At 73.0% G+C, this 14,059-nt stretch carries 14 protein-coding genes; 6 read left to right on the forward strand and 8 right to left on the reverse strand.

The features are described 5' to 3' along the window. Positions 1-5: 5 nt before the first annotated feature. Entirely contained in the window at positions 6-599 is a 594-nt protein-coding gene (locus BLS43_RS13175; RefSeq protein ID WP_093083435.1) for a hypothetical protein, read from the forward strand. Here the strand turns inward: BLS43_RS13175 and BLS43_RS13180 are convergent. After that, the gene (locus BLS43_RS13180) at positions 589-1,152 is read right to left on the reverse strand and encodes a hypothetical protein (RefSeq protein WP_093083437.1); all 564 of its coding nucleotides are present in this window, start codon (positions 1,150-1,152) and stop codon (positions 589-591) included. The genes BLS43_RS13175 and BLS43_RS13180 overlap by 11 nt on opposite strands. Positions 1,153-1,282: 130 nt before the next feature. Between BLS43_RS13180 and BLS43_RS13185 the strand changes: the two genes are divergently transcribed. Then, positions 1,283-3,259 (forward strand): sensor histidine kinase, encoded by a 1,977-nt coding sequence (locus BLS43_RS13185; protein ID WP_143030032.1) that lies wholly within the window; start codon positions 1,283-1,285, stop codon positions 3,257-3,259. Between the two features lie 4 nt (positions 3,260-3,263). Next, positions 3,264-3,908 carry a response regulator transcription factor gene (locus BLS43_RS13190; RefSeq protein ID WP_093083442.1) on the forward strand — a complete coding sequence of 215 codons (645 nt, stop codon included), beginning with the start codon at positions 3,264-3,266 and terminating at the stop codon, positions 3,906-3,908. Here the strand turns inward: BLS43_RS13190 and BLS43_RS13195 are convergent. From BLS43_RS13195 to BLS43_RS13215, 5 genes are all read right to left on the reverse strand, one after another. Beyond that, positions 3,905-4,558 (reverse strand): LLM class flavin-dependent oxidoreductase, encoded by a 654-nt coding sequence (locus BLS43_RS13195; protein ID WP_093083444.1) that lies wholly within the window; start codon positions 4,556-4,558, stop codon positions 3,905-3,907. The two genes, BLS43_RS13190 and BLS43_RS13195, sit on opposite strands and share 4 nt — an antisense overlap. Continuing rightward, the gene (locus tag BLS43_RS13200; RefSeq protein WP_093083447.1) at positions 4,555-6,477 is read right to left on the reverse strand and encodes an acetoacetate--CoA ligase; all 1,923 of its coding nucleotides are present in this window, start codon (positions 6,475-6,477) and stop codon (positions 4,555-4,557) included. The genes BLS43_RS13195 and BLS43_RS13200 overlap by 4 nt, the downstream gene beginning before the upstream one ends. A gap of 77 nt (positions 6,478-6,554) precedes the next feature. Next, the gene (locus BLS43_RS13205; protein WP_093083450.1) at positions 6,555-7,310 is read right to left on the reverse strand and encodes an SDR family NAD(P)-dependent oxidoreductase; all 756 of its coding nucleotides are present in this window, start codon (positions 7,308-7,310) and stop codon (positions 6,555-6,557) included. A gap of 1 nt (position 7,311) precedes the next feature. Further along, positions 7,312-8,301, reverse strand: coding sequence for an LLM class flavin-dependent oxidoreductase (locus BLS43_RS13210; protein WP_093083453.1), 990 nt, complete (start codon positions 8,299-8,301; stop codon positions 7,312-7,314). Then, entirely contained in the window at positions 8,298-9,821 is a 1,524-nt protein-coding gene (locus BLS43_RS13215) for an acyl-CoA synthetase (protein WP_093083456.1), read from the reverse strand. The genes BLS43_RS13210 and BLS43_RS13215 overlap by 4 nt, the downstream gene beginning before the upstream one ends. Before the next feature lie 114 nt (positions 9,822-9,935). Here BLS43_RS13215 and BLS43_RS13220 point away from each other — a divergent pair, with 114 nt between their 5' ends. Further along, complete coding sequence (locus tag BLS43_RS13220; RefSeq protein ID WP_093083460.1) at positions 9,936-10,553, forward strand: TetR family transcriptional regulator; 618 nt, start codon at positions 9,936-9,938, stop codon at positions 10,551-10,553. 40 nt (positions 10,554-10,593) lie between these two features. Then, positions 10,594-11,016 (forward strand): hypothetical protein, encoded by a 423-nt coding sequence (locus tag BLS43_RS13225; protein WP_218129808.1) that lies wholly within the window; start codon positions 10,594-10,596, stop codon positions 11,014-11,016. Here the strand turns inward: BLS43_RS13225 and BLS43_RS13230 are convergent. Then, on the reverse strand, positions 11,013-11,891 hold the full coding sequence (locus BLS43_RS13230; protein WP_093083463.1) for an SDR family NAD(P)-dependent oxidoreductase: 879 nt from the start codon (positions 11,889-11,891) through the stop codon (positions 11,013-11,015). The two genes, BLS43_RS13225 and BLS43_RS13230, sit on opposite strands and share 4 nt — an antisense overlap. 101 nt (positions 11,892-11,992) lie before the next feature. Here BLS43_RS13230 and BLS43_RS13235 point away from each other — a divergent pair, with 101 nt between their 5' ends. Next, positions 11,993-12,838, forward strand: a complete 846-nt coding sequence (locus BLS43_RS13235) for a helix-turn-helix transcriptional regulator (protein WP_093083466.1) — start codon at positions 11,993-11,995, stop codon at positions 12,836-12,838. Between the two features lie 8 nt (positions 12,839-12,846). Here BLS43_RS13235 and BLS43_RS13240 read toward each other — a convergent pair whose 3' ends face one another. After that, positions 12,847-14,031: an FAD-dependent monooxygenase gene (locus BLS43_RS13240; RefSeq protein WP_176921308.1), complete on the reverse strand. Its 1,185-nt coding sequence runs from the start codon at positions 14,029-14,031 to the stop codon at positions 12,847-12,849. Between the last annotated feature and the right edge of the window lie 28 nt (positions 14,032-14,059).

Consider the following 14,059-nt stretch of genomic DNA (forward strand, 5'->3'; position numbering starts at 1 on the left):
CGGCCGTGACCTCGACCCTGACCGCCAGCCGGGCTCGCGCACTCCCCGCGCTGTTCGCGACCGTCCTCACCGCCCTCGTCGCCCGTGTCGGGTTCCTCGCCTGGGAGCCGCGGTTCCCGCTCCGCCCCGAGGACCTGACCGCCGCGTACTGGCCCGCCAACCTCTACGTCGGCGGCCCGGCCTTCCTGCTCACCTTCCTCGGCACCGCGGTGTTCCTGGTCGTCCTCGCCCGTGGAGTCCTCGCCTGGGCCGCCGGCGTTCTCGTCGCCGCGGGGGGAATCCTGTTCAGCCTGGTGATCGTCGCCGAAGCCCTCCCCTACGCCTACGCGGTCGGCGACCCCGCCGAGGTCGAGCGCGTCAACCAGGCCACCGCCGCCCTCGTCCCCACGATCGTGGGCACCCAGGTCGCGATCGGCCTCGGCGTCGCGATCGGCCTGGTCGGGATGCTCGTGGCCCGCAGCGTTCCGCGCTGGTTCCCGATCGTCGGCCTCCTCTACCTCGTGGTCTTCTTCGCCCTGCCCGTGGACCTCGGCCTGCCCGGCGAGCTCGCCCAGACCGCACTTCTGGTCGGGATCGGCTGGTTCGCGGTCAGACGGTGACCCCGTTCGCCATGGCCCGACCGGGCTGCCGGAGCAGGGCGGGCACGGCGGCCAGGCACCCGAGCAGCACGAGGTCGACCAGGATCGCCAGCCAGCCGACGTTCGCGATCCGGGACACCGGGAAGGCCAGTGCCCCCACCACGACTCCGCCCGCCAGCGGGGCGGGCACCCGGCGGAACAGCCCGATCCCCGCGAGCAACAGGGTGAGCGGCCAGCACAGCCCCAACGGCTTGAGCACGACGGCGACCCCCGCAGCGTCGATCAGGTCCACCCCACCGAGACCCACCTCGACCGTGTTGAACCCGTAACCCACCACACCCGCGCAGCCGAGCATCCCGACCACCAGCACCGGAGCGGCGAGCCTCGACCCGGCGAGCCAGGAGGCGAGCCGCACGACGAGCAGCCCACCCACCGCCCCGCCCACGATGTGGAACAGGGCGGCGAGGGGATCGTTCCACCCGTGCAGCGTGTAGAGGATCGAGGAGACCAGGGTCAGGGCGAGGGAGGCGACGACCGAGGCGGTCAGCGTGCGGTCCACGGGCTGGGTGTCCATGCCCGTCGACGCTAGGAACCTCGGAGGCGGCGCAGAACGAGGTGGGCCGCCGACCCTCGTGGGGAAAACCGCAGACGGTCCGGAGGTCCTCCCCCTCCCCAACCGATCGTCCGGCTGCGATGCTCCTGCCATGACCCGTCTGCTCCTGACGAGCTGGGGTGTCCTCGCCGCGGTCGCGCTCGGGATCCAGCTGGTCCGGGCGGACGTGCTGGCCACCCTCGGCCCGTCCTGGTCCCTGTCGTTCGTCGTCACGGTCGGGCTCGGCATCTGGGCCTGCCACGTCGAGCCGCACAACCGTGCGGCGGTGCGGCTGCTGCTGTTCGGCTGCGTGGCCCTGACGTGGCTCGCCGTGTCGGTGGGGCTCATCGCGGACGGGATGTCCGTGGTCGGGAACCTCGTCGCCCAGACCCTGGGGCTCGCCATGGTCACGGCGCAGGCCGCGGCCCTGGTCCGCTACCCCGACGGTGTGCCGCACCTCGCCGCCGAGCGGTGGCTGGTCGGCGTCCTCGGCGGGCTCACGCTATTGCTCCCGATCGGGCTGCTGCTCACTTCGCCGACGGTCGTCCCGACCTGGATCCTGCAGTTCAGCCGGGACTCCGACGGCCTGGTGCTGCCGGTTCTCCCGAGTCCGCTCCACGTCGGGGGGCCGGACCTCGAGGTGCTCGACCGTTCGGCGCTCGCGATCGCGCCGCTGCTCGCCGTCGCGATCATGGCGCTGCGCTATCGGCGGCTCGACGCCGCCGCCCGGTTGCGGATGGGCTGGCCGGTCGTCGCCGCGCTGATCCTGGTGCTGGGGCTGGTCGTCAACGCCTTGGCCGAGGCGGGCGCGTTGCCACACCTCGTCGGCGACGGTGTGCTCATCGCCTGCCACGTCCTGCTCCCGGTGGCGTTGGGGATCGGGATCGCGCGGCCGAACCTGCTCGACGCGCTGGGCGCCGTCCGCCGCACCCTCCCGTACGCCATCCTGTCGCTGCTGATCCTCGGCACCTACGTCGCCGCGGCCGGAGCGCTGGGGATGACGGTCGGCGGCCGGAACCTGCAGGTGGCGGTGGTGGTCGCGGTCGTGGCGGCGCTCGCGCTCGAGCCGCTGCGGCGCACCCTGCTCAGCCGCGCCCGCCGGCTCACCCTCGGCGAGGACGTCCCACGGGACGAGCTGCTCCTCCGGCTCGGCGACACCCTCGAACACACCCTCGACCGCCGCGCGCTCACCGAGTCGATCGCGGAGACCGCCCGCGAGGGCCTCGGCGCGCACTGGGTCCGGGTCGGCGAGGTCCATGTCGGCCGCCCACTGCGGCCCGGCGAGCGTCCCACCGCCACGGCCCGGATCGCGGAGGTCGGCGAGATGTCGTGCGGTCCCGCACTCGGCGGGCGCCCCCGCACGCGGGCCCGGCTCGACACGCTGGCCCGCCAGGCCACGATGGCCCTCACCAACGCTCGGCTCGCCGACGAGCTCGCCGCCCGACTGGCCGAGATCGAGGCCTCCCGCCAGCGGATCGTCGCGGCCGAGGAGACCGCCCGCCGTCGCCTCGAACGTGACCTGCACGACGGTGCCCAGCAGGACCTCGCCGCCCTCCTCACCCGGATCGCGCTGGCCCGCAGGCAGCTCGCACGCACGGACGTCGAGCGGCTGGACGCCACCCTGGAGACCCTGCAGTCCGACGCCGCGGAGGCGATGCGCAACCTGCGCGACCTCGTCTCCGGCATCCACGAGACCACACTGGCCGACCAGGGGTTGGTGGCCGCCGTCGAGAGTCGGGCGGGGAAGCTGCCGATCCCGGTCGAGGTGAGCTGTGGGCCCGGTGTCCGCGACGGGAGGCTGGCGGCGGCGATCGAGAGCACCGCGTTCTTCACCGTCTGCGAGGCGCTGGCCAACACGCTCAAGCACGGTGGTGCCCAACGCGCGACGATCCGCATGGTGCTCGCGGGCGACAGGCTCCGGATCGAGGTGGTCGACGACGGCCGCGGCTTCGACCCGGCCGCCGTGCGGGGCGCGACGGGCCTGGTCGGCCTGCGCGATCGCATCGCCGCCGTGGGCGGGACCCTCGAGGTCGACTCCGCACCCGGTACCGGCACCCGCCTGACCGCCGTCGTCCCAGCGGGAGCGTGACACCGTGCGGGTGATCGTGGCGGACGACCACTACCTGCTGCGCGAGGGCCTGCGCGCCCTCCTGACGGACGGCGGGGTGGAGGTCTGCGCTGCCGTGGCCTCCGCTCCGGAGCTGGTCGCCGCGGTCGACGAGCTCGGGCCGGACGCGGTGATCACGGACATCCGCATGCCCGCGGGCACCGAGGGCATCGCGGCGGCCCACGAGATCAGGGCCCGGCACCCGTCCGTCGGGGTGGTCGTCCTGTCCCAGCACGCCGACGGGTCCTACGCCGACGCGCTGCTCGCCCACGGCACCGACGGGCTCGCCTACCTGCTGAAGGAGCGCGTGGGAGACGTCGCCGAGCTCATGCGCGCCCTCGGCGAGGTCTGCGCGGGCCGAACCGCGCTGGACACCCGGATCGTCGACACCCTGATCGCCCGCCGCCGCACCCACGCGGTCGACGCCCTCTCGGAGCGGGAACGCTCCGTCCTCCACGAGATGGCCCGCGGCCTGACGAACATCGGCATCGCCCGGGCCCTGCACCTCTCGGAGTCCGCGGTGGAGAAGCACGTGTCCGCGATCTTCGGCAAGCTCAGTCCCGACGGCGCCCCCACCACCCACCGCCGGGTCGCCGCCGTCCTCGCCTACATCGCAGGCGACACGGCTTAGTACCCCGTCGCGGGAGCCTGCCCCGGCTCGAAAACCATGATCGCGTCGTCGAAGCCCGCGTCGGCGTAGACCTCGAGATCGGCGGCATCGGACACGGCGGTCACGACGGCGCGCCCGCCGCCCGCGGCGCGGAAGCGGGCCAGGGCTTCGACGATCTGGGCCGGGGAGGTGCGGTGGGCGGAGGCGATCCAGCCGTCGTACCGCCGCGCGGCCTTCTCCACGTTCCTGCCCCACGAGCCGAGCAGCAGCGGCACGCCGAGCGGCCGCAGGTCGTCCACCTGCGCGTCGAGGGTGCGGAACCGCGCGGCGAAGTCCTTGCCCAGCAAGGCGTGGTCGGCCTCCGTCGAACCCGGGCTGACCCCCAGGGTCAGCCGCTCCCCCGCCACCGCCTGCAACGAGCGGATCTTGTGGGCGAGCTCGGCGGGATGGTGCAAGGGGACCTGGAGGGTCGCCGTGCCGACCTCGACCCCCGGCACCGCGACCGCCGCGGCGGCCAGGGCGACGAAGGGGTCGGGCACGAAGCCGGCCCGCCCGATGATCTGCGGGATCCACAGGCTCTCGAAGCCGGCGTCGACCAGCAGACGTGCGCGGTCGACCACGGGGAAGGGCGCGCCGGGGCCCAGGTGGGCCAGGTAGGCGCCGACCCTCATCGGCGGGACGCGGCGAAGTCCGCGTACCAGCGCAACGCGTCCGGATCGTCGACCGAGGCGATGTTGGCGGCCTTCTCCAGGGCCCGCCCGGCGAGCAGCTTCTTGACCGGGACCTCCATCTTCTTGCCGCTCAACGTGTGCGGCACGGCCGGGGCCTCGACGATCTCGTCCGGGACGTGGCGCGCGGTGAGCCGGGCGCGCAGCGTCGAGACGATCGTGTCCTTCAGCGCGGAGTCCAGCGCCACCCCGGGGGCCGGGACGACGAACAGACCCAGCCAGTAGCCGTCGTCCGGCTGGTCGACACCGACCACCAGCGACTCGCTGATCTCGGGCAGCGTCTCGAGGACGTCGTAGAAGTCCGCGGTGCCCAGCCGCACGCCCTGCCGGTTCAGCGTGGAGTCCGACCGGCCGTGGATGGTCAGGCTGCCGTCCGCGTGCAGCGTGACGAAGTCACCGTGGCGCCACACCCCCGGCCAGGTGTCGAAGTACGTCTCGGTGTACCGCGCGAAGTCCGGGTCGTTCCACAGCGAGACCGGCATCGACGGCATCGGCTGGGTGACGACGAGGTCCCCCACCTCGTCCACGACGGGCTCGCCCTCCTCGGACCAGGCCGCGCAGTCCACACCGGCCAGTCGTCCGCCGATCCGGCCCACCTGCACCGGCGCGTACTCGTTCGCTCCGACGAACGAGCCGGAGACGTCCGTGCCGCCGCTGGTGGAGTCGATCCGCACGTCCGCGCCGATGTCGTCCCTGATCCAGTGGTAGCCCGCCGCGGGCAGGGCCGAGCCGCTGACCATCACGTGGCGCAACCGGCCGAAGTCCAGGCCGGGCTCGGTGGTGGAGGCCGTCACCACCGCCGCGCCCAGCAGCATCACGTCCGTGCCGGTGCGGGCGGCCGTCTCCCAGACCGCGCTGCCGCGCGGGCTGCCCTCGTACAGCACGATGCTCGCGCCGTGCAGCAGCGCGCCGAGCTGCATGTTCCACAGCGCCCAGCCGGTCGAGGTGAACGCGAACATCCGCTCACCCTCGCGGAGCCCGGCGTAGAGACCCGCCCACAGGTGACCCTGCAGCGCGATCCCGCCGTGGCCGTGCACGAGGCCCTTGGGGAGGCCGGTGGTGCCGGAGGTGAAGAGCACCCAGAGCGGGTGCGAGAACTCGACCTGGGCGAACTCCGGCGCCGCGTTCCCGGAGACGACGTCCGCCCACTCCACCGAGTCGGGCGGCGCGGGCCGTACGAACGCGTAGGGGACGTGCACGAACGCCCGCACCGTCGGCAGCCGGTCCCGCAGCGTCGCGACGACGTCCGCCCGGTCGACCACGCGGCCGTTCCAGTGGTAGCCGTCCGCCGCGATGAGCACGGTCGGCTCCAGCTGCGCGAGCCGGCCGATGGTGCCCTCGGCGCCGAAGTCCGGGGGGCAGCAGGACCACACCGCCCCGACAGCCGCGGTCGCGAGCAGGCCGATCACCGCGTGTTCGGTGTTCGGCAGGTAGGCGCAGACCCGGTCCCCCGGCCGCACCCCCACCGCGCGCAGCCAGGCCGCGAGGGCCGCGACCGACCGCCGCAGCGCGGCCCAGGTGACGTCTCGCGGCGGCGCGCCGCCCTCCCGCACGCACAGCAGCGCGACGTCGGTGTCCGCACCCCGGCGCAGGGCCTGCTCGGCCCAGTTCAGCCGCGCCCCGGTGAACCACCGGGTGCGCGGCATCGGGTCCGGGGTGCGGACCTCCGACCAGGGAGCGGAGAACCCGACGCCGTAGTAGTCCACGATGGACGTCCAGAAGCGGTCGAGGTCGGCGACCGACCAGGCCCACAGCGCGTCGTGGTCCGCGAACGGCCGCCCTTCGCGCTCCGCGAGCCAGTCCAGGTACTCGCGCAGTGCGGACCCCTCGATCCGGGCCGCCGTCGGGCGCCAGAGCGTCATCCCACTCCCGTTCGTGGTCGTGCGTGGTAAGTGGTGCCAGAGCACCACTTACCACGCACGGGCGGCGGAGCCGCAGGTCAGACGAGCGAGGCGGTGAGGCCGCCGTCGAGCACGTAAGCGCTGCCCGTGACCCAGGAGGCGCGGTCGGAGGCCAGGAACGCCGCCACCTCGGCGATGTCCTGCGGCGTGCCCAGCCGGCCCTGCTTCTGCGCGACCAGGTCGCCGAAGGGCACCTGGGTGGCCGCCTCGAAGTCCGGGACGAGCCGCTCGACCATCGCCGTGTCCGCGAAGCCGGGGCACACGGCGTTGAACCGCACGCCCGTCGGCCGCATCTCGACGGCCGCGACCCGGGTCATCTGGATCAGCGCGGCCTTCGAGGCGCAGTACGAGCCCAGCAGCGGGCTGCCGCCGATACCCGCGATCGACGCGATGTTGACGACGTTGCCCTTCGACTCGATCAGGTGACCGATCGCGGCCTTCATCGCGACGAACGGCCCGCGCACGTTGACGGCGTGGATCCGCTCGAAGCTCTCCGTGGACTGCTGCAGCAGCGGCGAGGAGATCTCGATACCCGCGTTGTTGACGAGCACGTCCAGCCCGCCGAGCAGCCCCACCGCCTCGGCCACCGCGTTCTGGACCTGCGCCTCGTCCGTCACGTCGCAGTTCGCGACGCCCACGGCGCCGATCTCGTCCGCCGTCGCCTTGGCCGTGTCCGCGTTGATGTCGCTGACCACGACGCGCGCACCGCGCTCGGTGAACAGCGTCGCGATGGCCTTGCCGATCCCCGCCCCGGAACCGGTGACGAAGACCCTCTTACCGTCGAGCTCTGCCATGTCAGGAGGCCTCCACCTTCGGCATGATGTCGTTCTTGATCCGCTTGAGGTCGTCCAGCGTCTTGGAGACGGGGACGTCGGCGAACGGCGGCCAGAACATGGGCATCGTCATGCCGGCCTCCTTGTACGCCTTGAGCTTGTCGGTGATCTGGCGCTCGCTGCCCGCCAGCAGGTTGGTGACCTTGCCCGCGGGTGAGTCGTCCAGGTCGACGTCCGTGATGACCGTCCAGATCATGCTGCTGATCTCGAGGTCGCCGATCTTGCGCCGGCTGCCGATCGCCTCGAGCTCACGCTCGATCCCGCCGCGCCAGGTGGCGATGTCCTCCGGGGAGTCCTGGATCCCGATCCAGCCCTTGAGGTCGTACTTGCTGACCCGCTTGGCGGCCCGGGCCGGGTCCTTGAGCCCCGAGAAGAAGATCGGCAGCGGGTCCTGCAGCGGCTTGATGCCGAAGCCGCAGCTCTCGAAGTCCGCGAACTCCCCGTGGTAGGAGAAGACCTCGTTGTTCCAGATGCCCTGCATCACCTCGATCGTCTCGCGCACGTGCTTGTGCCGCTTCGGGAAGATGTGCGCGGCGCTCGCGGCGGCGAACTCCTCGGGCATCCAGCCGGACCCGACGCCGACGTTCAGCCGCCCCTTCGAGAGGTGGTCGATCGTGGCGAGCTCGGTGGCCAGCACGCCCGGCGCGCGGTAGGGCGTGTCGATGATGCTCATGCCGATCCGCACCTTGCTGGTCTTCGCGGCGAGCCACGGGATCAGCGGGTAGCCCTGGAACCACTGGCCGCGCGAGGACACGGGGAGCGCCTTGGGCAGCCCCTCCATCATCCCGAAGGAGTACTCCATCTCCATGCGGTCCGACGACTCCGGGACGACGATCCGGTCGAGCGTCCAGACGGAGTCGAACTCGAGCTCCTCGGCGAGGGCGGTGAGCTCCTCGAGCTCTTGCAACGTCACCTTGTCGCGGAAGTTCGGCAGGTAGAGGGCGAGTTTCATGCGGTGGCCTCCTTGGCCAGCTCGGAGCGGATCTCTGTCTTGAGGACCTTGCCGATGGTGGAACGTGGGAGATCGGCCCAGATCTCGATCTGTTTGGGCGCCTTGACGCTTCCGATGCGGTCCTTGACGAACGCGGTCAGCTCCGCCACGTCGATGTCGGTGCCCGGCTGGGGCTGGACCACCGCGACGACCCGTTCGCCCCACTTCTCGTCGGGCAGGCCGATCACCGCGCAGTCCCGGACGCCCGGGTGCACCATCAGGGCCTGCTCGACCTCGGCGGAGTACACGTTGAACCCGCCGGTGATCACCATGTCCTTGGCCCGGTCCACGATGTAGAGGAACCCGTCGGCGTCCAGGAACCCGATGTCGCCGGTGTGGTGCCAGCCGTGTGCCGACGCCTCCGCGGTGGCCTCCGGGTTGCGGTAGTAGCCCGCCATCACCAGCGAGCCGCGCACGCAGATCTCCCCCCGCTCCCCCCGCGGCACCGGGCGGCCCTCGGGGTCGAGGATCGCGACCGTGACCAGCGGCGAGGGCCGACCGGCCGACGAGAGCCGCGCCTGTGCGATCGACCCGTCGGCCAGGCGGTGCTCGGCGGGCGACATCGTGGAGATCATCATGGGCGCCTCGGACTGCCCGAAGAGCTGCGCCATGGGCCCGATGCGGTCGAGCGCCTCGGCCAGCCGGGCCGCCGACATCGGCGCCGCGCCGTACCAGAAGCACTGCAGCGACGTCAGGTCCGTGCCGTCCAACGCGGGGTGGCCGAGGATCATGTAGATCAACGTGGGCGGCAGGAACGTGTGGGTGACCCGATGCCGCTCGATCAGCTCCAGGAACCGCCCGACGTCCGGCTTCGCCATGATCACGACCTCGCCGCCGCGCGCCATGATCGGGAAGCAGAGCACTCCGGCGGCGTGCGTCAACGGGGCCTGGGCGAGATAGACCGGGCGCCCCTCGAAGGGGTAGCTCATCAGCGTGATCGCCGACATCGCCTCGAGGTTGCGGTCGGTGAGCATGACGCCCTTCGGCCGACCGGTGGTCCCCCCGGTGCCGACCAGGGCCACGACGCCGTCCGGCTGGTCCGCCTCCGCCGCCGGGTCGTCCGCGGCCGCGGCCAGCCACGCGTCGAACTCCGCACCGAGGCGGACCCGGGTCGTGAGCTTCGGGAGCGTCGGGGCGATCTCGTCGACCAGCCCGTCGAACGCCGGTTGGTGGATCAGGGCGACACAGTCGAACAGGTCCAGCAGCTCGCCGTTCTCCGCCGCCGCGTTGCGCGGGTTGATCGGGCACCACACCGCGCCCGACCGGGCGATCCCGAACACGCACGAGAACGCCGTCGGATCGTTCGCGGACAGGATCCCGACCTTGTCCCCCGGGCGTACGCCCGACCGCCGCAGGGCCCGCGCCACGGCGTGGGACAGCGCGACGACCTCGCCGTAGGACAGCGAGTCCCCGTCGAGGGTCAGACACGGCGCGCCGGGATCCAGCGAGGCGCCCTTGTCCAGGTAGAAGGTCAGCGACATCGTCGTCTCTCGATCTTCGAAAGCGTGGTGATGACGGTCACGACCGTGGCCCGTTCCTGGACGATTGTCAAGATTCTCTTGGACGAATGGTCAGAAAGTGCCTATCGTCGGGGCATGCCCAGCTCCGCCGCCGCGCGGTTGCGGTCTCGTGCCGACAAGTTCGAGGACCGCCGCCGAGAGCTCGCCGACGCCGCGCTGCTGACCCTGGCCGACCTCGGCTACGCCCGCACCAGCCTGCGCACGATCGCGGACAACACCGCGTTCTCGCACGGCCTGCTGCACTACTACTTCGCCGACAAGAACGAGCTGATCACCTACTGCGTCCGGCAGTACAAGGCGGACTGCGTGCAGCGCTACGACGGGCTCGTCTCGGCGGCGGCGACGGTCGAGGAGTTGGCGGAGGCCTGCGGTCGCGGGCTCGCCGCAACCCTCGCCGAGGCGCCGCTGATGCACCGGCTCTGGTACGACCTGCGCACCCAGTCCATGTTCGAGGAGTCCTTCCGGGCGGACGTCGAGGACATCGACGGCGGCCTGCAGGAGATGATCTGGCGGCTGGTCGTCGCCTACGCCGAGCTCGGCGGCCGCCGCCCCACCTGCACCCCCTCAGCCGTCTACGCGCTGTTCGACGGGCTGTTCCAGCAGGCCCTGCTCCGCCACCTCGCGGGCTCGGCCACCGCGCTCGACGAGCTGCGCGTCGGCTGCCAGGAGCTGCTCCCGAAACTCGTCGACTGAGGCTCGTCGGCCGGACCGGGGGCCGGCATGCTCGGCGACCATGCAGACCTCGGCGACCATGAAGACCTCGTCGACCGGCCCGGGCCTCGCCGTGGCCGGCAGCACCGGGGTGACCGACAGCGTGGCCGTGGCAGGCAGCGTGGGCGTCGGCGGGAGCGTCGCGGTGGCGGGCAGCGTGGCCACCGCGGGCAGCGCCGCGGTCTCCGGCAGCGTCGCGACGGCAGGCAGCGCCGGGGTCGCGGGCAGCGTCGCGACGGCGGGCAGTGTCCTCGTCCTGGCGAGCGTGCTGACCGTGCTCAGCGTGGGTCTGCTGAACTGCGTCGCCTGCGTCGGCAGCGTGTTCTGCAGGCGCTGCGTGGCGTGCGTCGGGTGCGTGGGCTGCGTCGACTGTGTGGGCTGCGTCGGTTGCGTGGGCTGCGTCGGCCTGCGCGGGGCGGTCGGCGTGGTCCGGGAAGCGGCCTAACCGGCGATCAGCTCGGCCGTCGCCTCCCACAGCCTGCGCTCGCGGGCGCGGTCCTGGGCGAACGGCTGCACCGGCCGCACCTCGTCCCGCACCACGAAGGCACCGTCGCGCAGACCGGCCCACCGGTCGTCGAGAGCCACGTCGGCGAGCAGGGGGCCCGAGCGCTCCGGCGTGGAGACCCCGGGGATCCGCGCGATCGCCCGCATGACCGCGCGGAGGCCTGCGGGTGCGTCCCGACCGAGCGCGGTGCCGGGCATCCAGCCCGGTTCGAACACCGCCACCCCGATCCCGTCGGGAAGGTGTCGCTGCAGCTCGTGGGCGTAGTAGAGGATCGCCAGCTTGGCGTTCGAGTAGGCGACCCCGGAGTTGGTCAGGCCCGGGCGGGCGAGCTCGACCGGGTCCGCCCACTCGGCGGCGGGCACGTGGAGCAGCCGCCGCCAGACGTTCTCGTAGTAGGTGTTCGAGCCGAGCAGCACGATCCGGGCGGGGGTGGCGAAGACGTCGGTCAGCGCGCCGATCAGCTGCGCGTGCGCGAGGAAGTTGACGGCGAAGGTGAGCTCGTAGCCCTCGGCGGAGGCCCGACGGGTGTCGGCCGACATGACGCCCGCGTTCGCCACGAGCGCGCGCAGCGGCCCGGCCGTTCCGGACCCGATCAGGTCGCGGACGGTCGCGGCCGCCGCCCGGACGTCCGACAGGCGTGCGAGGTCGCAGCCGATCTCGTGGACGCGCGCGCCGAGCGCCCGGGCCTCGCGGGCGACGGCGGTCAGGTCGGCGCCCGCGCGGCCGACCAGCAGCAGGTCGGTTCCGCGGCGGGCCAGCGCGAGCGCGGCGTGGCGGCCGAGGTTGCGGGTGGGGCCGGTCAGCAGGACGGTCATGACCCCACCCTGCGCGGATCGTCGGAGGTCAGGCAGTCGTCCGGTCGTCGTAGGACCGGCAGGACCAGGACAGGCCGGACGGGCGGGCGCACACTGGCCCCGTGACGACGTGGGAGTTCGGGAGCGCGGTGCGCCGGTGGCGCGACCGGGTGTCGCCCGAGGCCGTCGGGCTGCCCGCCGGCGTGCGGCGGCGGGCCACCGGGCTGCGCCGCGAGGAGCTGGCCGGGCTCGCCGGGATCTCGACCGACTACCTGACCCGGCTCGAGCAGGGCCGGGCGACGGCTCCGTCGGCGCAGGTCGTGGAGGCGCTGGCCCGCGCGCTGCGCCTCGCCGACGCCGAACGCGGCCTGCTCTACCGACTGGCCGGGCACGCCGCGCCCGGCCCGGACGTCGTGCCGACGCGGCTGGCCCCCAGCGTCCACCGCCTCGTCGACCGGCTGTCCCACACCCCGGTCGTGGTGTACGACGCGAGCTGGACCCTGGTGCTCGCCAACGCCCCCTACGACGCGCTCATGGGTGACACCACGACCTGGCGGGGCCTGGAACGCAACGCCGTGTGGCGCAACGTGACCCGCCGACCGACGCGCGTGCGCCACGACCCCCGGGAACAGGCGGAGCACGAGGTGCGGCTGGTCGCCGACCTGCGCCTGACCGCCTCGCGCTACCCCGCGGACCGGGCCCTGCGCGCGCTCGTCGCCGAGCTCGTCGCGGGCAGCCCGCGCTTCGCCGAGCTCTGGGCGGCCGACACGCCACCGGCCGTACCCGAGCCCACGCGCCGCAAGACGATCGACCATCCCTCGGTGGGGCCGCTCACCCTGGACTGCGACACCCTGCTCGTCGCGGGCGACGACCTGCGGATCTCCGTCTACACCGCGGAACCCGGGACGGCGGACGCCGACCGGTTGGCCCTCGCGCTCGTCCTCGGCACCCAGTCCCTCGCGCCCTGACGGCGCGCTCAGGCGGGGCGCGGTCCGCGGTCCGGCACCCCGGCGTAGTCGGGCAGGTCGATGCCGTTGATCGCGCGGTCGGCCAGGGCCATGAGCGCCTCCATGTCGGGCTCCTCCTCCGGCGCGCCGCCCAGGATCTGCTGGACGTGCAGCCGACCGATCTCCTGGTTGGCCTCGACGAACGCGCGCATCCGGGCCTCGAAGGCCGCGAACCCCTTCTCCGGGTCCCACTCGGCCGCGGCCAGCTCCCCGGCCAGCAGGTACGCGCCGACCAGGGCCAGGCCGGTGCCCTGCCCGGACATCGGCGAGGAGCAGAACGCCGCGTCGCCCACCAGCCCCACCCGGCCGCTCGACCAGCGGTCCATCACCACCTGGGCGACCTGGTCGAGGTAGAAGTCGGGGGTCGCGTCCAGGTGGGACAGGATGCGCGGGGTCTCCCAGCCGAAGCCCGCCATGCGGTCGCGCAGCAGCCGCTTCTGGGCCTCGACGTCCCGGTGGTCCACCGTGAAGTCCGCCGCCGGGAAGGAGAGCATCGCGATGGCCCTGGCGGTGTCGCCGACGGGCCGCAGCCCCGCCGAGCGGCCCGCGTCCTGGTAGTCCATCAACCACCGGTCCAGGCCGAACTCGTTCGGCACGGTGTAGAAGGCGAGCACCATCCCGAGGTGGCGGACGAACCGCTCGCGCGGCCCGAACACCGCCGCGCGCAGCCCCGAGTGCAGGCCGTCCGCGCCGATCACGAGGTCGACGCGCCGCCGGTCCCCGCCCTCGAACAGGACGTCCACGCCGTCCGCGTCCTGGGTGAGCTCGGCGATCCGGTCCCCGAAGACGTACTCGACGGTGTCCCGGGTGTCCTCGTAGAGCACCCGCGACAGGTCCCCGCGCAGGATCTCGATCTCGGAGATGTACCCGTCGCCCCCGTCGTCGTCCGCGCGGAAGGTCTCGAGCACGGTGCCGTCCGCGTCCACCGTGTACGCACCCGCGGTGTCGGTGCAGGCCGCCCGCACCTGCGCGTCCAACCCCATCCGGCGGATGACCTCCTTGGCCACCCCGCGCGCGTCGACCGCCTGCCCGCCGGGCCGCAGCCGCGGCGCCCGCTCGACGACCGTCACCTCGGCTCCCCGCCGGGACAGCCAGTGCGCGAGCGCGGGCCCCGCGATGCTCGCCCCCGCCACCACGATCTCGATCCCGCTCATTGGCCCTCCTCATCGGCTCGACGAGAGT

Origin of the sequence: Pseudonocardia oroxyli (genome assembly GCF_900102195.1) — a bacterium.
GTDB lineage: Bacteria > Actinomycetota > Actinomycetes > Mycobacteriales > Pseudonocardiaceae > Pseudonocardia > Pseudonocardia oroxyli.

What these genes read in the sequence shown, in the direction of transcription:
- BLS43_RS13205 (WP_093083450.1), bottom strand. Translation starts at nt 7,310, where the DNA reads ATGGCAGAGCTCGACGGTAAGAGGGTCTTCGTCACCGGTTCCGGGGCG.
- BLS43_RS13180 (WP_093083437.1), bottom strand. Translation starts at nt 1,152, where the DNA reads ATGGACACCCAGCCCGTGGACCGCACGCTGACCGCCTCGGTCGTCGCC.
- BLS43_RS13200 (WP_093083447.1), bottom strand. Translation starts at nt 6,477, where the DNA reads ATGACGCTCTGGCGCCCGACGGCGGCCCGGATCGAGGGGTCCGCACTG.
- BLS43_RS13210 (WP_093083453.1), bottom strand. Translation starts at nt 8,301, where the DNA reads ATGAAACTCGCCCTCTACCTGCCGAACTTCCGCGACAAGGTGACGTTG.
- BLS43_RS13240 (WP_176921308.1), bottom strand. Translation starts at nt 14,031, where the DNA reads ATGAGCGGGATCGAGATCGTGGTGGCGGGGGCGAGCATCGCGGGGCCC.
- BLS43_RS13195 (WP_093083444.1), bottom strand. Translation starts at nt 4,558, where the DNA reads ATGAGGGTCGGCGCCTACCTGGCCCACCTGGGCCCCGGCGCGCCCTTC.
- BLS43_RS13185 (WP_143030032.1), top strand. Translation starts at nt 1,283, where the DNA reads ATGACCCGTCTGCTCCTGACGAGCTGGGGTGTCCTCGCCGCGGTCGCG.
- BLS43_RS13230 (WP_093083463.1), bottom strand. Translation starts at nt 11,891, where the DNA reads ATGACCGTCCTGCTGACCGGCCCCACCCGCAACCTCGGCCGCCACGCC.
- BLS43_RS13225 (WP_218129808.1), top strand. Translation starts at nt 10,594, where the DNA reads ATGCAGACCTCGGCGACCATGAAGACCTCGTCGACCGGCCCGGGCCTC.
- BLS43_RS13215 (WP_093083456.1), bottom strand. Translation starts at nt 9,821, where the DNA reads ATGTCGCTGACCTTCTACCTGGACAAGGGCGCCTCGCTGGATCCCGGC.
- BLS43_RS13220 (WP_093083460.1), top strand. Translation starts at nt 9,936, where the DNA reads ATGCCCAGCTCCGCCGCCGCGCGGTTGCGGTCTCGTGCCGACAAGTTC.